We start from the raw sequence: 18,840 nt of genomic DNA on the forward strand, positions 1-18,840 counted from the left end.
CGGTACGAGGGCGGACGACGGTCCGAAGCCGTTTCCGCCGACCACCGCCCCCACGGGTGGCGGGAGCGGTGGCGGTGCGGATCAGCAGTCGAAGTAGAGCGCGAACTCGTGCGGCGTGGGCCGCAGGCGCACCGGGTCTACCTCGTTCGTGTTCTTCCAGTCGACCCAGGTGGAGATCAGGTCGTCGGTGAAGACCCCACCGTCGAGCAGGTAGTCGTGGTCGACCTCCAGCGCCGCCAGCGCCTCGGGCAGCGAACCGGGCACCTGCTTGACGTCGCCCCACTCCTCCGGCGGGAGGTCGTACAGGTCCTTGTCGATCGGCGCCGGCGGCTCGATCTTGTTCTTGATCCCGTCCAGGCCGGCCATCAGCATCGCGGCGAACGCGAGATACGGGTTGCTGGACGGGTCCGGGACGCGGAACTCGACGCGCTTGGCCTTGGGGTTGCTGCCGGTCACCGGGATGCGGGTGCAGGCGGAGCGGTTGCGCTGCGAGTAGACCAGGTTCACCGGCGCCTCGAAGCCGGGCACCAGACGCCGGTAGGAGTTCACCGTCGGGTTGGTGAAGGCCAGCAGCGACGGGGCGTGGTGCAGCAGGCCACCGATGTACCAGCGGGCGGCGTCGGACAGCCCGGCGTAGCCGGTCTCGTCGTAGAACAGCGGCTCGCCGCCCCGCCACAGGCTCTGGTGGGTGTGCATGCCGGAGCCGTTGTCACCGAAGACCGGCTTGGGCATGAAGGTCGCGGTCTTGCCGTGCGCCCACGCCTCGTTCTTGATCAGATACTTGAAGAGCTGGAGCTGGTCGGCCGAGTGCAGCAGCGTCGAGAACTTGTAGTTGATCTCCGACTGCCCTCCCGTGCCCACCTCGTGGTGCGACCGCTCGACAGTGAAACCGGCGTCCACCATCCGGCGGACCATGCTGTCGCGCAGGTCGGCGTAGTGGTCCACCGGGGGAACCGGGAAGTAACCGCCCTTGTAGGCGGTCTTGTAACCCCGGTTGCCGCCCTCCTCGATCCGCCCGGTGTTCCAGGCGCCCTCGATCGAGTCGATGTAGTAGAACGACTGGTGCGCCGACGTCTCGTGGCGGATCGAGTCGAAGATGTAGAACTCCGCCTCCGCGCCGAAGTACGCGGTGTCCGCGATGCCGCTCGCCGCCAGATACGCCTCGGCCTTCTTCGCCACGTTGCGCGGGTCGCGGGAGTAGGCCTCCCGGGTGAACGGGTCGTGGACAAAGAAGTTCAGCGCGAGCGTCTTCTGCGTGCGGAACGGGTCCACGAACGCGGTCGCCACGTCCGGCAGCAGCAGCATGTCGGACTCGTGGATCGACTGGAAACCACGGATCGAGGAGCCGTCGAAGGCGAGGCCGTCGGTGAACACGCTGTCGTCGAACGACTCGACCGGCAGGTTGAAGTGCTGCATCACGCCGGGCAGGTCACAGAAACGTACGTCGACGAACTTCACGTCCTCGTCGGTGAGGTATCGCAGGAGTTCCTCGGAATTGGCGAACACACGTCCTCCTGGCAGGCGTCGTTGATCCTGGCCACGTCCCGTGGCCGGACCGCCCGGGGACATGGCCCGTACCGCCACCGTACGACGGCTCGCCCGGCCCGGCTCGGCAACCGCCCATCCGGGTTTCCTACGCCACAGGCCGGGTAGTCGCCGTACCCGGCGGACCGCCCGGGAGACGACGCGGCGGGAGGTTGGCGTGGTGGGTGCTCCTCGGCTGACCGGTGGACGCTGAGATGTGCGGGATCAGCGGTGAGGCCAGATTCGACGGGGCCCTACCCGACGCCGCCGCGGTGAACCGGATGACCGCCGCCATGCGCTCACGCGGCCCGGACGGCGAGGGCGCGTGGAGTGACGGCTGGATCACCCTCGGGCACCGCCGGCTGACAGTGATCGACCTGTCCGAGGCCGGCGCCCAGCCGATGGTCCGCGACGACCTCGGCCTGGCCCTGGTCTTCAACGGCTGCGTCTACAACTATCCGGAGCTGCGCGACGAGCTGCGCGCGGCCGGGCACACGTTCCACAGCACCAGCGACACCGAGGTGATCCTGGTCGCGTACGCGCAGTGGGGGGAGCGGTTCGTCGACCACCTGGTCGGCATGTTCGCGGTGGCGCTGGTCGACCGGCGGCGGCGCCGTCTCGTGCTGGCCCGCGACCGGCTCGGCATCAAACCCCTTTACCTCGCCGAGTCGCCCGGCCGGCTCCGGTTCGCCTCCACGCTCCCGGCGCTGCTGGCCGGCGGTGACATCGACACCGGCATCGACCCGGTCGCGCTGCACCACTACCTGTCCTGGCACTCGATCGTTCCGGCGCCGCGCACCATCTTGCGCGGCATCCGCAAGCTGCCCCCGGCCACCGTCCGGGTCGTCGAGGCCGACGGGCGCAGCCGCGAGCGCGTCTACTGGCGGCCCGCGTACCGGCGCGACCCGGCCCACGCCGGCATGGACGCCGCCGACTGGCGGGCCGCCGTCGGGGACGCGCTGCGCACCGCCGTACGCCGCCGGCTGGTCGCCGACGTGCCGGTCGGCGTGCTGCTCTCCGGCGGCCTCGACTCCAGCATGATCGTGGCGCTGCTCGACGACGCCGGACAGCACCACCTCCAGACGTTCAGCATCGGCTTCGACAGCCGCGGCGACGAGACCGGCGACGAGTTCCACTACTCCGACCTGGTCGCCCGCGCGTTCGGCACCGACCACCACCGCATCCGGCTCGCCGACGGCGACCTCGGCCCGGCCGTACGCGCCACCGTGGCGGCCATGACCGAGCCGATGGGCAGCCACGACGTGGTGGCGTTCCACCTGCTCTCCGAGCAGGTCGCCAAGCACGTGAAGGTGGCGCAGTCCGGCCAGGGCGCCGACGAGGTGTTCGCCGGCTACGGCTACCACCACCGGCTGGCCCGCTCGGCCCGCGAGGACGCGGCGGCCGGGTTCACCGCGGCGTTCTTCGACCGCGACCACGCGGAGCTGACCGAGGTGGTCGAACCGGCGTACGCCTGCGTCGGCGACGTCAGCGGCGAGCTGGTCGCCGCGGACCTGGCCGCGCCCGGCGCGCAGACCGCCGTGGACGCGGTACTGCGCCTGGACACGCACCTGATGCTGCCCGACGACCCGGTCAAGCGGGTGGACAGCATGAGCATGGCGTGGGGACTGGAGGTGCGCACGCCGTTCCTCGACCAGGATCTCGTCACGCTCGCCGCCGCGTGCCCGCCCGAGCACAAGCTGGCTCAGGGCGGCAAGGGCGTGCTCAAGGAGGTGGCCCGGGAGGTGCTTCCCGCCGAGGTCATCGACCGGCCGAAGGGCTACTTCCCGGTGCCGGCGCTGCGCAACGTCGACGGACCCGTGCGAGAGTTGGTGGTCGAGGCGCTGGGTGCGCCCGAGGCGCGCCGGCGCGGGCTGTTCCGCCGGGCGTACGTCGACGAGCTGCTGGCCGAGCCGGAGCGGGCCCAGGCCGCCGCGGGCAGCAACAAGCTGTGGCAGCTGGGTCTGCTGGAGCTGTGGTTGCAGACGCACGGTGTGAGCTGAGCTAAGCGGGAGGAGCACTGTGAAGTTCGTGATCGAGAGCGAGGCCGACGGCAGCGTGGGATTCACAGTGGTCGGCGGCGACGGCCAGGTGCTCGCCACCGGCGCGCCCTGCCCGGACAAGGGCTCGGCGCTCGCCGTCGTCGGTGAGCTGATGCACGGGCTGGGCGACGCCTGCGTGGAGGACCGCACCGAGGCCGGCGCCGGTCCGGTGGCCGGCACCCGGACCGAGATCGGCGACGACATGTCGGACATCGGCCGCTCGGGTATCCCGCCGGTCTGACGCGACACGTCCCGCCCGGCCCACGAGCCCGGGCGGGACGGTGCGCTCACTGTTCGTCGTCGAGCACGTCCGTGTGGCCGTCGCGGGTGACTGTGGGCGGCAGGTGCTCGTCCGGCTGGGGCGCCTCGGCCAGCGTGTGGTGCGGGTCGCCGTCGGGCGAGAACAGCACCCGATCGGTCTTGCTGGTCTTCTCCTGCTCCTCCTCCGGCTCCGTCACCGTGTTCTCCCTCCGCTCACCGGCGCCCCGAGCAGGCCGCCCCTCGTCCCACGCTATGTGCCGGCCGGGCACCGGGAGCACGTTTCCGCCCGACGGCCGCACTCACCTGCCTGGCTCGTCGCGGGGGCGGGACCCGGTACGCCGTCGTGACGCCCTCGAAGCCCGGCACCCCCGGCTTCGCCAGCCCTGCCCGTCACCTCCTGTAGTCGTGGAGCTGCCCGCGACATGGCTCACCGCGCGCCCTTTGCTCTGCAGCCTCATACGCGGCGATGGCCGTGCGTCACCGCTGCGCCAATGGATGCAGAGCAAAGGGCGCACAGGGATGTGTGTGCGGCAGGTGCCTGGCCGCGCATCGACGCTGGTCGGGAGCTTGTCATGCCCAAATCTGCCTATTCCGCCTGACGGCGGGTCGTCACCCTCTGTGACTCACTGCCGGATCGAGGCGACGTGACGGTGCGTCACGTCCGACGCGGGCCAGCCACGAAACGCCGGCCGCCGGAGCTGGATCGCGTCGAACGGCGGGCGGATCAGGCGGCTCGCCAGTCGCGGACCAGAGCGGCCACTGTGGCGTACCGCGACGCCGGGTCAGGCCGGCTGGCCCGGTCGGCGACAGCGCGCTCGGCGGTGGTGCCCCGCCAGCCGGACGGACCGTCGAGCAGGTGGTGCAGCGTACGACCCAGCGCGTGGACCGTGGTGCGCTCGTCGATCACAGCGCCCCGGGTCAGTTCCTCCGGCGACAGATAACGACGGGAACCGGGCAGCCGGTCGGAGTCGAGCACGAACGGGCCCGGGCGGTACTCGTCCAGGTCGATCAGGCGCATCCGCCGGGCGTCGAAGTCGTAGAGGAAACAGCCGTCGTACAGGTCCACCGCCACGTACCCGGCCGCGCTCACGGCCAGGTGGGCGTCGAGGATGATGTCCAGCGCCGCGCGTACCTCGGCGACCGGCAGCCGCTGGAAGCGGACCAGCCCGCTCCGGTCGCTGCCGCCGCCGGTGGTGGCGTGGTTGAGCACGACGCCGTCGTGCCACGGGTAGACCAGCGTCGGGCCGTCCGTGCCGTCGCGTACCAGCTCGGGCCGGACCACTGCCGGGTGCCGGACCGCGGCGTGCAGGCCCAGGGCCCGGGTCAGCGACGCACGCGCGGCCGGTGTCCCGGCCCGCTTGACGAACCAGCGCCGGCCCGCCGACTCCACTCCGTAGGAGACGCATCCGGAGTCCTGGTCGCCGAAGACGGCGAACGCATGAGCCAGGTCCAGGTTCCACACCCGTCGAGGCTACGACGACGCCCGCCACGCCGGGTCACCGCGACTGCTCCACCACCTCGATCACGTCGGCGGGCGCGCGGCGCGGCGCCGGCGGCAGCTCCGCGTCCGGACCCCAGCCGACGCGCACCACCAGGTACGGGTCGCCGATGCCGGCCAGCAGGTCGCGCATCATCCGGCGCGGCCACGCCAGCTCCACGGCGTCGCTGAGCGGCGCGCTGGCCAGCCCTTCGGCGGTGGCGGTGAGCAGCAGCGCCGACAGCGCCTCGCCGCCGCGCAGCCACGCGGCCGGCTCGTCCGAGTCGCCGAAGAGGATCAGGTACGCGGCACCCCGGTCGAAGTCCGCGCCCGCGCTGAGCCCGGCCGCCCCGCCGGGGGCGTAGTCGCGCAGCGGCACCCGTCGCGCGGACGGGCGCACGGCGGTGGCGGCGGGCACCCCGTCGCCGCTGCCCGCCGGGCGGTGGGTCCAGTCGTGCAGCTCCTGCCGGTACGCGGGGTCGGCCAGCTCCGTGTCCGCCGCGCGTCCGGTGGACACGGCGAGCATCGGCATCTGGTCCGGCCGCACCACGTGCAGGTGCGCGCCCTCGGCCTCGACGGCGTCCCCGAGCCGGGCCAGTACGGCCTCGGGCACCGGCCGGTCCCCGTACGCCCGGCGGTCGGTGCGGCGGCGCGGAATCGCCTCGACCAGGCGGCCCGCCGGCACGTCCAGGTCGGCCGGGCCGGTGGTGCGCAGCCGGGCCAGCAGCGACGGGTCGGCCGGGTCGGGCAGCCGCTCGACGGTGACCGCCCAGCCGACCGCCGTCAGCGACGCACGCGCGTGGTGCAGGGCCGCACCGCAGCTCAGCATGAGCAGCCGCCCGTCCGGGTCGGTGTGGGCGAGCTGCCGGTCCGCCTCGGCGCGCAGCTCCAGCGTGTCGCCGGTGACCCGCCAGCGCCAGGGCTGGGTGTTGAACACCGACGGGGCGTGCAGGGACTGCCGGGCGGCCGCCTCCAGCACCCGTACCCTCGGATCCTGGTCGGTGCGGGTCGATGAGCTGTTCATGGCGGCCCTCCTGGTTGCTCGTCCCCTTCCGACCCTGCCCGCCGCCCTCGCGGGCGGACAGGGCCGGAGGTCCCGGCCGCACCGGGCCGTGCGCCCCCGGGGGTCAGGCGTCGTCCGGCTCCTGGGGTACGGCCAGGGCGATGGTGAGGTCGAGGACCGTGGCGGGATCGTGCAGCCGGTCGCCGAACAGCTCGCGCAGCTTGCCCATCCGGTAGCGGACGGTCTGCGGATGGACGAACAGGTCGGCGGCCACCTCGTCGCGGCGTCCCTGGTGCAGCAGCCACGAGCGCAGCGTCTCGGCCAGCCGCTGTGCGGTGGCCGGCGGCAGTGCGGCCAGCGGCGCGAGGGCCTGCGCGCGCAGGTCGGCGAGGGCCTCCGGGTCCATGCTGAGCAGCAGCGTGGACAGGTGGCGTTCGGTGTCGACAGGGCCCGCGTCCGGCTCGCCGAGGTCGAGCGCGAGCGCCCGGGTGGCCCGCTGGTACGACGCGGCGACCCGGTGCCAGGGCCGGGCCGGGCCGAGCACCGCCCGGTGCCCGTGCAGCAGCCGGGTGAGCTGGCGACGGCGGCCGCCGTGCATGTCCGGCACCAGCAGGACGGCCAGTTCCTCCACCGGGTCCATGCCGGGCAGGTCCTCGCCGCTCTCCAGCGTGTACGGGCTGAGCAACGCCAGCACCGCGCGCAGGTGCCGGCGGGGGAGCAGCACCACCGTCAGCGTCTGCGGTGGTGGCCAGTCGGCGCGTTCGGCGCTGCGCCGCAGCGACTCCTCCGGCTCGCCGGCCAGCAACTGCTGGGTGAGCCGTTCCAGGCTGCGGCGGCGCATCCGGCCGGCGCTGGCCAGCTCGTCGGCGTGCCCGGCGACGCTCGCGGCGGACAGCTCGTCGATGTAGGCGAACATCAACTCGGCGAACTCGGCCACCGTCGCGGCGGCCAGCCCGCTGCGTACCGTCGTGGTGGACACCTCGCGCCAGGCCACCCGGGCACCGACCCGGTACGCGGCCAGCAGCGCGTCCATGCTGCGCCCCGAGCGGGCCTCGCCGCTGCCCAGCGCGTACGCGGCCTCCAGCGCCGGGGCCAGGGGGGTGCTCGGGTCGAACGCCTGGGTACCCTCGATGAGCTGGAGGAACGTCCCCAGCGCGATGCGTACCGCGTTTTCGATCTTCGCCCGCATGGCGCCGGTGAGCGCACCGGAGTAGTCCGGCACCTCGGCGGTGATCGCGGAGACGGTCCGCTCGGCGACCATCGGCAGCCGGGCGCGCAGCGCCTCGGCCATCCCGGCGTCGAGGTTGAGGTGGGCGGCACGCTGCCCCGCACCGGCCTCCAACGTCATGTTTGTTCCCTCCGAACAAAAACCCGCGCGTGTTTCACCTTTGCTGGTCAAGATGTTATGCGATCGGGCGGCCACGCTGGTCATATGACCACAACTGCCTCCCGCCGCCCTCAGAAGGTCACCTTCCGGGACAGGCTGCTGCGGCTGGCCGGAGCGGTCACCACACCGGTGCTGCCCGACGACTATCTCGACCTGATCGCGCCCCTGCGCGCCGGCGCCCCGTTGCGCGGCCGGATCGTCGCCGTCCGCCCGGAGACCCGGGACGCGGCCACCCTGGTGATCCAGCCCGGCCGCGCCTGGCAGGGCCACCAGCCCGGCCAGTACATCCGCCTCGGCGTGGACGTCGACGGGGTACGCCAGTGGCGCGCGTACTCGCTCACCTCGCCGCCGGACGCCGCCGACGGCCGGATCTCCGTCACCGTGAAGGCCATCCCCGACGGCAAGGTCAGCAACCACCTCGTACGCCGGCTCCGGCCCGGCACGATCGTGCACCTCGACCAGGCCCAGGGCGAGTTCGTGCTCCCCGCCGCGACGCCCGAGCGCGTCCTGTTCGTGACCGCCGGCAGCGGCATCACCCCGGTCATGGGGATGCTGCGCTCCGGGCTGGCCGAGCGGGCCGACGTGGTGCTCGTGCACTCCGCGCCCACCCGCGACGACGTCGTCTTCGGCGCGGAGCTGCGGGCGCTCGCCGAACGCGGCGCGCTGCGGCTGATCGAGCGGCACACCGACACCGACGGCCTGCTCGACGTCGCGGAACTGGCCGCCCTGGTGCCCGACCACCTCGACCGGGAGGCGTGGGCCTGCGGACCCATCGGCATGCTCGACGCGGTTGAGGGGTACTGGTCCTCGAACGGCCTCGTCGAGCGGTTGCACACCGAGCGGTTCCGCCCGACCGTGATCACGCCGGGCGAGGGAGGAACCGTGACCTTCACCGGGGCGGGTGTGACAGTCGAGTCCGACGGGTCCACCACCCTGCTCGACGCGGGGGAGAACGCCGGAGTGCTGATGCCTTCCGGGTGCCGGATGGGCATCTGCTTCGGCTGCGTCGTACCGCTGCGCCAGGGCGCTGTCCGCGACCTGCGCAACGGCGACATCACCACTGCCGTACCGGGGGACGGCGTGCTCGTACAGACGTGCGTGTCGGCCGCCGCCGGTACCTGCGACATCGATATCTGACAGGAGCCACCCACGTGACCGTCATCCAGAAGAAGGCCGTCAACCCGATCGCCCATCTGAGCGCCGAGGACATCGAGATCATCGGCAAGGAACTGGACGCGATCCGGGACCGGGTACTCGCCGACCGGGGGGAGCGGGACGCCCGCTACATCCGCAAGGTGGTCAAGACCCAGCGGACACTGGAGATGAGTAGCCGGGCGGTGCTGCTGTTCTCGCTGTTCCCGCCGGCGTGGGTCGTCGGCACGGCCGGCCTCACCGTCGCCAAGATCCTGGAGAACATGGAGATCGGGCACAACGTCCTGCACGGCCAGTGGGACTGGATGCGCGACCCGAAGATCCACTCCACCACCTGGGAGTGGGACCACGTCTCCCCGGCCGACCAGTGGAAGCAGTCGCACAACGAGCTGCACCACCGCTACACGAACGTCGTCGGTAAGGACAACGACCTCGGCTACGGCATCATGCGCGTCGACGAGGACCAGCCGTGGCACCCCATGCACCTCGGCCAGCCGCTGTGGAATCTGATCAATGCCATGTTCTTCGAGTACGGCATCGCCGCGTACGACATGGAGCTGGGCGACCACCTCAAGCAGCGCAGGCTCAAGGACCCGAAGTTCCGGGCCAAGGCCCGGGCGGTCGGCCGCAAGATCCGCCGCCAGGTGCTCAAGGACTACGTGGTGCACCCGCTGCTGTCCGGCCCGTCGTTCCTGACCACGCTCGCCGCCACGTTCACCGCGAACCTGCTGCGCAACGTGTGGAGCCACTCGGTGATCATGTGCGGGCACTTCCCCAACGGCGTGGAGACGTTCGAGAAGACCTCCATCGACGGCGAGACCCGCGGCGAGTGGTACCTGCGGCAGATGCTCGGCTCGGCAAACATCAGCGGCAGCCGGCTGCTGCACATCATGACCGGCAACCTGTCGTACCAGATCGAGCACCACCTCTTCCCCGACCTGCCCAGCAACCGCTACCAGGAGATCGCCCCGCAGGTGCGGGCGCTGTTCGACAGGTACGGCCTGCACTACACCACCGGTCCGCTGCCCAAGCAGGTCGCCTCCGCCTGGTGGAAGGTCATCCGCCTGTCGCTGCCCAACCGCAAGGACAGCCGGCAGCCGGTCGCCCCGGCCGCGCTGGCCTCCTCCGGCACGGCCTGACCCGCCCGGTCGGTGCACGGCCGGTGAACTTCCACCGGCCGGCACCTGACCATCGCCTGCACAGTCGGCATCCGCCCAGCTCAAGGCGGGTTTCGCGGCCGTCGCGACGGTTCCGCGCCGCCGTACACTCGCGCCCGTCAGGGCGTACGGGTGAAGGGTGCGAGATGCGGCGCGTGGTCATGCTCGTCGACAACGCGGTCGACTGTGACTCGCGGGTGCAGAAGGCGGCCCGCTCGGCCGCCGACGCCGGCTGGGACGTCACGCTGATCGGCTGCGCCCACGTCGACGCCGAACGCCGCTGGCGGATCGGCCAGGCCGAGGTGCGCGTCCTGCCGCTGTCCAGTGCTCGCGCCCTCCCGCCCGTCACCGCACCGGCCGTCGTCTCTCATCCGGGCGGCGGTGTCTCCGCCGTCTCCGGTCCCGGGGTCGGCAGCGTTTCCGCTTCGGGCCGGGACGCAGGTCCGCGCGACGGTTCCGGGCTGCGCGGCGGGTCCGGGTTGCGCGCTCGGCTGGTGGCCCGGGGCGGGCTGCCGCTGCGCGCGGCGCGGCTGGCCCGCCGGCCGGTGGAGCACGCCCAGGTCCGCTACTGGCGGGCCCGGCTGCGCGACGGGGCGTGGCGGCGGCTGGAACCGGGGCTCTGGGACTACGAGCGGGCCGCCGGTCCCGTCGTCGACGAGCTGCGCCCCGACCTGATCCACGCGCACGACTTCCGGATGCTCGGCGTGGCCGCCCGCGCCGTGGAGCGTGCCCGGGCCGCCGGGCGGGACACCAAGCTGGTCTGGGACGCGCACGAGTGGCTGCCCGGCGCGCGGCCGCGTCGCGACAACGCCCGCTGGCTGCCCGCGCACCTCGGCTACGTCCGCGAGTACGTCGGCGCCGCCGACGCGGTCGTCACCGTCTCCGACACGCTCGCCGACCTGCTGGTACGCGACCACGCCCTGCCGGAGCGCCCGACAGTGGTCCTCAACGCCCCGGTCACCGCCACACCCGACGAGGACGCCCCCGACCTGCGGGAGCGCTGCGGTCTGCCCCCGGACACGCCGCTGCTCGTCTACAGCGGGGCGATGGCCGCCCAGCGCGGCGTGGACACGGTGGTCGAGGCGTTGCCGCTGCTGCCCGGCGTGCACCTGGCGCTCGTCGTCGCCGACCCGGCCGCCCCCTACGTCCGCCAGGTCGTCGCCCGCGCCGCCCGGCTCGGTGTGGGTGACCGGGTGCACGTGCTGCCGTACGTGCCGCACCGGCAGCTCGTCGCGTTCCTCGCCACCGCCGACGTCGGCCTGATCCCGCTGCACCACTGGCCCAACCACGAGATCGCGCTGATCACCAAATTCTTCGAGTACGCGCACGCGCGGCTGCCGATAGTGGTCAGCGACGTCCGCACCATGGCCGAGACGGTCCGCGCCACCGGCCAGGGCGAGGTGTTCCGCGCCCGCGACGCCGCCGACCTGGCCCGGGCGGTGCGAGCGGTGCTCGCCGACCCGGCCCGCTACCGCGCCGCCTACGAGGGCGAGGACTCCCCGCTGCCGGGGTGGACGTGGGAGGCGCAGGCCGAACGCCTGGACACGCTCTACCGCCGCCTGCTCACCCCCAACCGCTGACGCCCGCACGTGGGCGCGGGAAAGGGCTGGGCGGGAGTGTGCGGACCGGGCTACCGTCGAGGTATGCAGAGCAGGCGCACCTTCACCGCCGCGGCCGCGCGAGCTTCCCGCTCGCCGGTTGCCGCCGCCTGACCTGCCCCACACCCACGCCGGCGACCGGAAACGGTCCGCCGGCGTCGTCGTGTCGACGTCAACGCGCGCGGCGGGCCGTCCGGTCACCCGTACCCGGAAGGCACCCGCCATGACACCAGACGACATCACCAGGACGTTCCTCGACCACTACCACAGGCACGGCCACCGCGACGCGCCGGAGAGTTCGCTCATCCCGCCGCCCGGCGACCCGGTGCTGTTCACCACGTCCGGCATGCACCCGCTCACGCCGTACCTGCTGGGGCGCCCGCACCCGGGCGGACGGCGACTGGCGAACGTGCAGCGGTGCCTGCGCACGACGGACCTGGACGAGGTAGGCGACGACACGCACCTGACCGTGTTCCAGATGCTCGGCTCCTGGTCGCTCGGCGACTACGGCATCGCGGCCAGCCTGCGCTGGGGCTTCGAGCTGCTCACCGACCGGTTCGGCATCCCGGCGGGGCGGCTGCACGCGACGGTGTTCGGCGGCGACGACCGGCTCGGGCCGGACGACACCGCGCGCGACACCTGGACCGCGCTCGGCGTGCCGGTGGAGGCGCTGGGCGAGGACAACTGGTGGTCCAACGGCCCGACCGGCCCCTGCGGACCGGACTCGGAGATCTTCGTGTGGACAGGCGACGGCCCGCCCACCGGCACACCCAGCACCGACGCACGCTGGGTGGAGGTGTGGAACCACGTGCAGATGCGCTACCACAGGCACCCCGACGGGCGGCTCACGCCGCTGCCGCACTCCAGCATCGACACCGGCATGGGTTTGGAACGGCTGGAGATGGTGCTGCGCGGCGACCGGTCCGTGTTCACCGGCGACGGCCTGCGCCAATGGGTGGACGAGGTGGCGGAGCGGTGGGACCTGCGCGGCGAGGACCTGCGCGTGGTCTCCGACCACCTGCGGTCCGCCGTGGTCGTGCTCGGTGACGGGGTACGCCCCGGCAACACCGGTCGCGGGTACGTGCTGCGGCGGCTGCTGCGCCGCGCGCTCACAGTGCTGTGGCGCGACGACCCGGCGCGCAGCCTGGACGAGCTGCCGCCCGAGCTGTACGCGGACACGCTGCACCGCTTCCGCCAGCTGCCCGATCGGAGCACGCGGCCGGTCGACGTCGGCTCGCCGCACGCGACGCTCGTGGACGAGGAACGCCGCTTCCGGGGGCTGCTGCGACGCGGACGGCCGCTCGTCGACCGGGTACGGGCGCGCGGGCCGCTGTCCGAGCGCGACTACCACTGGCTGCACGACACCCACGGACTGCCCCGCGACCTGGTCGACGGCCTGCTCGCCGACGCGAGCTGAGCGGCGGCCGGGTGAGCGGCGGCGGCGCAGCGGTGGCCGCCCGTCCGGGGCGGTGCCAGACTCGGAGGCGGACGCCACGCGAGGGAAGCGGACGCCGCCGCGAGGAGAGGGCAGCCGATGACCGAGGTACGGCCGGACGAGGAGACGGTGCCGCTGCTCGGCGCCGAGGTGCGCATCGCCGGCGCGGCCGGGCTGCTCGCCGCCGCCGTCGACGGGCCGGTGGAGTTGCTGGTCGACGGCGACTTCCCGGCCCCGGTGCGGGAGATGCGCTGCACCGTGCGCGCCGACGCCGCAGATGGGCAGCCGGTGCACCGCTTCGAGGCGTACCTGCGGGTGGAGAACACACCGGCGGGCCTGCTCGCCCTCGGTCTGGCCGGGCCGGTCGGCGTGCTGCTCGCCGAGCGGCTGGCCGCGCGCGGCGGCGACGGCCCGGCCGCCGCGGTGGGCCGGATCGCCGCGGAGGCCGGTCGGCGGATCTGGCCGCGACCGGTCGCTACGCTCGCCGCGCCGCCGGGCGACGAGGCCGGCCGGGAGGTGCTGCGCACGGCCCGGGAAGCCGGGCTGCGGCCCCGCGTCGACCAGGCCAACGGCACGGTACGCATCCGCGCCGACGTACCAAGCGCCGAGGTGGGACCGGCGCACCTGCATGCCGTGCTGGGCCTGCTGCTCCAGGCCGTACGCGAGTTGTCCGGCGACAGCGACGAGCCGACGGTGCTGCGCGGACGGACGTACCTCGTGGGGCGGCGACCGGTGACGGCGGCCGGGCCGCGCAGCGCGGCGGTGACCCTCGACCAGGTCGGCGGGCTGTCCGACGTGGTCGCGCGGTTCCGCGAGGTGGCGGTGTCGTTCCGGCACCCGGCGGCGATGGCCCGCTGGGGCGCGCGCCGGCCACAGGGCATCCTGATGTACGGGCCGCCCGGCACCGGCAAGACCATGCTGGCCCGGGCCCTCGCCAACGAGGTCGGCGCGGACTTCGTGGAGATCCGTACCCCGGAGATCCTGGACAAGTACCTCGGCGGCTCGGAACGCAACATCAAGCGCATCTTCCGGGAGGCACGCCGCTACCGGCGGCCCACAGTGATGCTGTTCGACGAGTTCGACTCGATCATCAGCTACGCCGGCGCGGGCGGCGACGCGGCCAGCCAGGCGGTCAACGCGGTAGCGGGCATCTTCAAGCAGGAGATGAACACGCTGTTCGAGGAGAACCCCGACGTCATCGTGGTCGCCACCACCAACTTCCCGCAGCGCGTGGACGCGTCGCTGATCCGCTCCGGCCGCTTCGACCTGAAGATCGCCATTCCGGCGCCGGACGAGAACGGACGCGCCGAGATCCTCACCAAGATGGTCCGCGAGCTGATCGAGCGGCACGAACGGCCGGGCTTCAAAATGTTCGCCGACGACCTCGACCCGGCCGCCCTGGCGGCCGACACGGCCGGTCTGACCGGCGCGGACCTGCGGGAGGCACTGCGCCGGGTGCAACTCGCCAAGGCACTGCGGGAGGCGGCGGAGGGTGCGCCGCCGGCTCCGATCGGTCAGGATGACCTGCGGGAGGCCGTTGCCGGGTTGCGCCGCGGCTGACCGGAAGGAGTCCACATTGTCCTCGTCCGATCTGCTGCTGTCCCGCCGTGACCTCGCGTTCCTGCTGCACGACTGGCTTGACGTGACCCGGCTGACCGAGCGCCCCCGCTACGCCGAGCACACCCGGGAGACCGTCGACGAGGTGCTGGACCTCGCCGCGCGGGTCGCCGCCGAACGCTTCGCCCCGCACAACCGGGCCGCCGACACCGGCGAACCCACGTTCGACGGGCAGCGGGTGCGGACCATCCCGCAGGTCAAGGCCGCCCTGGCGGCGTTCGCCGAGACCGGGCTGCTCGCCGCCACCATGGACGAGTCGGTGGGCGGCCTGCAACTGCCGCACACGGTGGCCGCCGCCGCGTTCGCCTGGTTCCAGGCCGCGAACGTGGGCACGTCGGCGTACCCGATGCTCACCCTCGGCAACGCCAACCTGCTGCTCGCCCACGGCAGCACCGAGCAGATCGACACCTGGGTCCGTCCGATGGTCGAGGGCCGGTTCTTCGGCACCATGTGCCTGTCCGAGCCGCAGGCCGGCAGCTCCCTGACCGACCTCACCACACGGGCCGAGCCGCAGGACGACGGCACCTACCGGGTCGTCGGCACCAAGATGTGGATCTCCGGCGGCGACCACGAGCTGGCCGAGAACATCGTCCACCTGGTGCTGGCCCGCATCCCCGGAGCGCCGCCCGGCGTGAAGGGCCTGTCCCTGTTCATCGTGCCGAAGGTGCTGCTCGACGACGACGGCAACCTCGGGCCGCGCAACGACGTGGCGCTGGTCGGCCTCAACCACAAGCTCGGCTACCGGGGCACCACAAACACGCTGCTGAACTTCGGCGAGGGCGTGCACCGCCCGTACGGGCGCGCCGGGGCGGTCGGCTACCTGGTGGGGCAGCCGCACCAAGGGCTCGCCGTGATGTTCCACATGATGAACGAGGCGCGCATCGGCATCGGGGCCGGCGCCACCGCGCTCGGCTACACCGCGTACCTGAAGTCCGTCGCGTACGCCCGGCAGCGCCCGCAGGGCCGCCCGGTCGCCGACAAGGACCCCACCACGCCGCAGGTGCCGATCGTCGCCCACCCCGACGTACGCCGGATGCTGCTGGCGCAGAAGAGCTACGTGGAGGGCGCACTCGCGCTGGTGCTCTACTGCGGACGGCTGCTCGACGAGCAGAAGACCGCGCCCGCCGAGGCCGACCGCGAACGCGCGCAGCTGCTGCTGGACCTGCTCACCCCGATCACCAAGAGCTGGCCGGCGCAGTGGTGCCTGGCCGCCAACGACCTGGCCATCCAGGTGCACGGCGGGTACGGCTACACCCGCGACTACGACGTCGAGCAGCACTGGCGGGACAACCGGCTCAACGCCATCCACGAGGGCACCCACGGCATCCAGGCGCTGGACCTGCTCGGCCGCAAGGTCACCATGCGCGACGGCGCCGCGCTGGAACTGCTGCTGGAGACGATCCGCGGCACCGTCAGCCGGGCGTGGAAGGCCGACGGGTTCGCCTCCGAACTGGCCGGACAGCTCGTCGCCGCGGTGGACCGGATCGCCGTGGTGACGCGGCGGCTGTGGGCTCCGGGTGATCCGGAGCTGGCGCTGGCGAACGCCTCGGTGTACCTGGAGGCGGTCGGGCACGTGGTGATCGCGTGGATGTGGCTGGAGCAGGTGCTGGTGGTGGAGGCGCTGGGGTCACCGGACGGGGCCGAGGGGGAGTTCCTGGCGGGGAAGAGGCAGGCGGCGCGGTACTTCTACAGGTGGGAGTTGCCGAAGGTGGGGGCGCAGTTCGACCTGCTGGAGGGGCTGGATCGGACCACGCTGGACATGCGGGAGAGCTGGTTCTGAGCCGTGTGGGTCCGGCAAAGCCAGCCCCGCCGTCACCACCAGAGCCACTAAGCACCGTGTCGGTGCTGCCTGGAGTTCTCGCACGTGCGTGATGGTCGCGGGTTTGGCAGACTGCTGCGTCGCCTGCCCTGTTGAACAAAAGGTGCTGATGATGCTTGACGAAGGTGTCCAGCCCAACGAGACCACCGTGCCGATGCTGCCCTGTGTGGCACCGGAGGAAACCCTGGCCTTCTGGCGCGCCCTGGGCTTCGCTGTGACCTACGAACAGACGAAGCCCTACCTATACCTGGTGTTCCGGTGGCGCGGATTCGAGCTGCACTACGGGCGCGCGTCCAGCAACCTGGACCCGTCGGAGAACACCGGCGGATGCCTGGTAATGGTCGATACGGTCGCGCCGTACCACGCAGCGTTCACCGAGGCGATGCGCCGCACGTACGGGAAGGTGCTTGCCAAAGGGCTACCTCGGATAACGCGGTGCCGGCCCGGCGCCTCACGGTTCACCGTCACGGACCCGTCGGGAAACTCGATCATCTTCATCCAGCGCGACGAGCCGACGGAGTTGGAGTACGGCGGTTCCAAGCAGATGCAAGGGCTTGCCCGGGTTCTGGACAACGCTCGGATCCTGCGCGAGTTCAAGAACGACGACCGGCATGCCTTCCGAGCCCTGAACTCGGGACTGCGCCGCCACGGCGACAGCGCACCGACCGTGCAGCAGGCAATGGCGCTGGCCGTGCTCATCGAGCTGTCGACGGCACTGGAGGAGTCGGAACGGGTGCCGGAGTGGGGCACCAGGCTTCGGCAACTCAGCCTGACTATGGAGGAGCGTCGTCAGGTTGAGTCCGTCGTTGCCGACCCCACGCTGCTCGAGCGGTGGATGCCCGCCACGGCCTGACTGACGCACCGGCCACCCTGTGACGCCGATGAGGAGGACTCCACAGCGTCATAGCAGCACGCCCCGTCACGTTCGTCTGTTGGCCTACACAACGTACGCGGTGGATTTCGCCGGTCCGCCGGTGTCGGCCGCATCAGGGGCTCGATGACGCACCGTTCTCGGCAGTTGCGGAAGCCCGGTCGAGCGGCCAACAGACGGTCAGCGGCATGTGCGGGCGTCTCGGGTCACGGGCGTGCCTGGTTACACTGCTCGGCTATGCGCTCGGTCGAGGTCCTCGAACAGTTCGACGCCGCAGCCGAGGAGTTCCTGTTTCCGGACTTGGGCCACGGCTACAACTACGCTGTTGACGTTCGGCTACATGGGTATCGTGACGCTGAGCAGTGGGCCCTCATCGTCGAGGCGGTCGGCTATTCGCCACGGGCCGGCAACCTCACCGACGTGCTCCACGTGTTCGGCAACTGCCTGACCAGCGGCGAACCTGGCTATGGCAACGGTGACTTTCTCGACCGAGTCGACAACTGGGACGAGACAGAAGACCCCGACGAGCCCGAGACCTACCGGGGAGGACCGGTAGTGGTTCGTGGCCAGACGATCGCCCTTGCGGCCGAGCCGGGCGAGGACCTGGTCGACGTGCTGCGCCGGCTCGTTCCACGCCATCGCGAGCTTCTCCTTGCCGACGAGGAAGAACTGCGGCGCCGAATCCGGGTCGACATACCCGAGGTGCTCCGGCTGGACCAGTGGAACCACCCCGACCTGGCCGGCGGGCTACGACCCAGCGAGTCTGAGACCTTCCGCCAGATTGCCGATGTCCTGACAACCGGCGACCTCAGGCGATACGCGCCGAGCCTGCCGCCCAACACCCACTGGTCCAACTGGCCGGACTCGGGAAGCCTGTAGCCGGGCCGGACCAAGCCGCTCACCTCGTAGCAGAAGAGCCCATGACCTGTACCGTCTGCGCTCGTGATCCCGCCCTGCCATGGCTGCGGTGAAACCGGCCGCGCCCGGTCGGCGGCATGAGAGGAAGCTGGATGTGGGTCCAAGTCCGCTACGGTTGGCCGATGCGGCGACTTACCGACGAGACGGTCATGGCCGTTGGCAGGCTGACGTTAGCCGCGACCGAGTTGGAGTACCTTCTCGCAGGCATCGGCGCCAGCCAGGCCGACGACGATCGTGCCGCGATCTTCACCGCTGCCGACGAGCCGTTGCGCACGGCGCGACGATCCGCTCAGCTCGCTTCACCGGACCACCGTGACGAGTTCACCGGGCTGATCGAGGCCGCCGCGACATACCTGGCGCAGGGCCGGACCGCCGTGCGCGCGATGTGGTTCGAGAACGGACTCGTCAGCGCGGCGACCTTCGACGAAATCTCCAGCCTCATCCTGCGATGCCGCGACCGGTTACAGGCACTGCTTGACGAATTGGATGGGACGCCTGCCGCTCTACCTCGATCTCGGTAGCAGTCAGGGCCACGTCCCCAGCGCGGCAGAAGAGGATGTCGCGTGACGGTATTCTGCCGCC

Annotated in this window: 16 protein-coding genes; 11 read left to right on the forward strand and 5 right to left on the reverse strand. The window is 72.0% G+C overall.

What is annotated here, in order from left to right; genetic code table 11:
• Window positions 1–81: 81 nt before the first annotated feature.
• Window positions 82–1,506, reverse strand: a complete 1,425-nt coding sequence (gene glnA, locus ACGFIA_RS16170) for a type I glutamate--ammonia ligase (RefSeq protein WP_357478294.1) — start codon at window positions 1,504–1,506, stop codon at window positions 82–84.
• A 233-nt stretch (window positions 1,507–1,739) separates the two neighbouring features.
• Here glnA and ACGFIA_RS16175 point away from each other — a divergent pair, with 233 nt between their 5' ends.
• Window positions 1,740–3,524, forward strand: a complete 1,785-nt coding sequence (locus ACGFIA_RS16175) for an N-acetylglutaminylglutamine amidotransferase (RefSeq protein WP_393260903.1) — start codon at window positions 1,740–1,742, stop codon at window positions 3,522–3,524.
• Window positions 3,525–3,543: 19 nt separating this feature from the next.
• Window positions 3,544–3,804 carry a hypothetical protein gene (locus ACGFIA_RS16180; RefSeq protein WP_013285859.1) on the forward strand — a complete coding sequence of 87 codons (261 nt, stop codon included), beginning with the start codon at window positions 3,544–3,546 and terminating at the stop codon, window positions 3,802–3,804.
• 46 nt (window positions 3,805–3,850) lie between these two features.
• Here the strand turns inward: ACGFIA_RS16180 and ACGFIA_RS16185 are convergent, their stop codons facing one another.
• The 4 genes from ACGFIA_RS16185 to ACGFIA_RS16200 form a co-directional block, all read right to left on the reverse strand.
• Window positions 3,851–4,021: a hypothetical protein gene (locus ACGFIA_RS16185; protein WP_357384937.1), complete on the reverse strand. Its 171-nt coding sequence runs from the start codon at window positions 4,019–4,021 to the stop codon at window positions 3,851–3,853.
• A 527-nt stretch (window positions 4,022–4,548) separates the two neighbouring features.
• On the reverse strand, window positions 4,549–5,286 hold the full coding sequence (locus ACGFIA_RS16190; RefSeq protein ID WP_357384939.1) for a serine/threonine protein kinase: 738 nt from the start codon (window positions 5,284–5,286) through the stop codon (window positions 4,549–4,551).
• A gap of 34 nt (window positions 5,287–5,320) precedes the next feature.
• Window positions 5,321–6,325: an Acg family FMN-binding oxidoreductase gene (locus tag ACGFIA_RS16195; protein WP_357471127.1), complete on the reverse strand. Its 1,005-nt coding sequence runs from the start codon at window positions 6,323–6,325 to the stop codon at window positions 5,321–5,323.
• 103 nt (window positions 6,326–6,428) lie between these two features.
• On the reverse strand, window positions 6,429–7,652 hold the full coding sequence (locus tag ACGFIA_RS16200) for a helix-turn-helix domain-containing protein (protein ID WP_357471123.1): 1,224 nt from the start codon (window positions 7,650–7,652) through the stop codon (window positions 6,429–6,431).
• An 84-nt stretch (window positions 7,653–7,736) separates the two neighbouring features.
• On the opposite strand from ACGFIA_RS16200, the gene ACGFIA_RS16205 reads away from it, so the two are divergent.
• The 9 genes from ACGFIA_RS16205 to ACGFIA_RS16245 all read left to right on the forward strand — a co-directional run bounded on the left by ACGFIA_RS16205 (window position 7,737) and on the right by ACGFIA_RS16245 (window position 18,779).
• Entirely contained in the window at window positions 7,737–8,828 is a 1,092-nt protein-coding gene (locus ACGFIA_RS16205; RefSeq protein ID WP_393260609.1) for a ferredoxin reductase, read from the forward strand.
• 14 nt (window positions 8,829–8,842) lie between these two features.
• Window positions 8,843–9,982 (forward strand): acyl-CoA desaturase, encoded by a 1,140-nt coding sequence (locus ACGFIA_RS16210; RefSeq protein WP_357384947.1) that lies wholly within the window; start codon window positions 8,843–8,845, stop codon window positions 9,980–9,982.
• Between the two features lie 179 nt (window positions 9,983–10,161).
• Window positions 10,162–11,580: a glycosyltransferase family 4 protein gene (locus tag ACGFIA_RS16215; RefSeq protein ID WP_393260906.1), complete on the forward strand. Its 1,419-nt coding sequence runs from the start codon at window positions 10,162–10,164 to the stop codon at window positions 11,578–11,580.
• Between the two features lie 241 nt (window positions 11,581–11,821).
• Window positions 11,822–13,015 (forward strand): alanine--tRNA ligase-related protein, encoded by a 1,194-nt coding sequence (locus ACGFIA_RS16220; protein ID WP_357384951.1) that lies wholly within the window; start codon window positions 11,822–11,824, stop codon window positions 13,013–13,015.
• 117 nt (window positions 13,016–13,132) lie between these two features.
• Complete coding sequence (locus ACGFIA_RS16225; RefSeq protein ID WP_357384953.1) at window positions 13,133–14,593, forward strand: ATP-binding protein; 1,461 nt, start codon at window positions 13,133–13,135, stop codon at window positions 14,591–14,593.
• Window positions 14,594–14,609: 16 nt separating this feature from the next.
• A complete protein-coding gene (locus tag ACGFIA_RS16230; protein WP_393260613.1) occupies window positions 14,610–16,430 on the forward strand; it encodes an acyl-CoA dehydrogenase in 1,821 nt (606 codons plus the stop codon).
• A 148-nt stretch (window positions 16,431–16,578) separates the two neighbouring features.
• Window positions 16,579–17,322 carry a glyoxalase gene (locus ACGFIA_RS16235; RefSeq protein ID WP_393260616.1) on the forward strand — a complete coding sequence of 248 codons (744 nt, stop codon included), beginning with the start codon at window positions 16,579–16,581 and terminating at the stop codon, window positions 17,320–17,322.
• A gap of 255 nt (window positions 17,323–17,577) precedes the next feature.
• Entirely contained in the window at window positions 17,578–18,219 is a 642-nt protein-coding gene (locus ACGFIA_RS16240; RefSeq protein ID WP_357390630.1) for a DUF7003 family protein, read from the forward strand.
• Window positions 18,220–18,380: 161 nt separating this feature from the next.
• Window positions 18,381–18,779, forward strand: a complete 399-nt coding sequence (locus tag ACGFIA_RS16245; protein ID WP_274477829.1) for a hypothetical protein — start codon at window positions 18,381–18,383, stop codon at window positions 18,777–18,779.
• Window positions 18,780–18,840 lie beyond the last annotated feature (61 nt).

The organism is Micromonospora sp. NPDC049203, assembly GCF_043197215.1.
Classification (GTDB): domain Bacteria; phylum Actinomycetota; class Actinomycetes; order Mycobacteriales; family Micromonosporaceae; genus Micromonospora.

Coding starts and splice junctions, on each gene's coding strand:
- ACGFIA_RS16195 (WP_357471127.1), bottom strand. CDS start 6,325: ATGAACAGCTCATCGACCCGCACCGACCAGGATCCGAGGGTACGGGTG.
- ACGFIA_RS16220 (WP_357384951.1), top strand. CDS start 11,822: ATGACACCAGACGACATCACCAGGACGTTCCTCGACCACTACCACAGG.
- ACGFIA_RS16205 (WP_393260609.1), top strand. CDS start 7,737: ATGACCACAACTGCCTCCCGCCGCCCTCAGAAGGTCACCTTCCGGGAC.
- ACGFIA_RS16215 (WP_393260906.1), top strand. CDS start 10,162: ATGCTCGTCGACAACGCGGTCGACTGTGACTCGCGGGTGCAGAAGGCG.
- ACGFIA_RS16240 (WP_357390630.1), top strand. CDS start 17,578: ATGCGCTCGGTCGAGGTCCTCGAACAGTTCGACGCCGCAGCCGAGGAG.
- ACGFIA_RS16225 (WP_357384953.1), top strand. CDS start 13,133: ATGACCGAGGTACGGCCGGACGAGGAGACGGTGCCGCTGCTCGGCGCC.
- ACGFIA_RS16235 (WP_393260616.1), top strand. CDS start 16,579: ATGATGCTTGACGAAGGTGTCCAGCCCAACGAGACCACCGTGCCGATG.
- ACGFIA_RS16175 (WP_393260903.1), top strand. CDS start 1,740: ATGTGCGGGATCAGCGGTGAGGCCAGATTCGACGGGGCCCTACCCGAC.
- ACGFIA_RS16245 (WP_274477829.1), top strand. CDS start 18,381: ATGCGGCGACTTACCGACGAGACGGTCATGGCCGTTGGCAGGCTGACG.
- ACGFIA_RS16200 (WP_357471123.1), bottom strand. CDS start 7,652: ATGACGTTGGAGGCCGGTGCGGGGCAGCGTGCCGCCCACCTCAACCTC.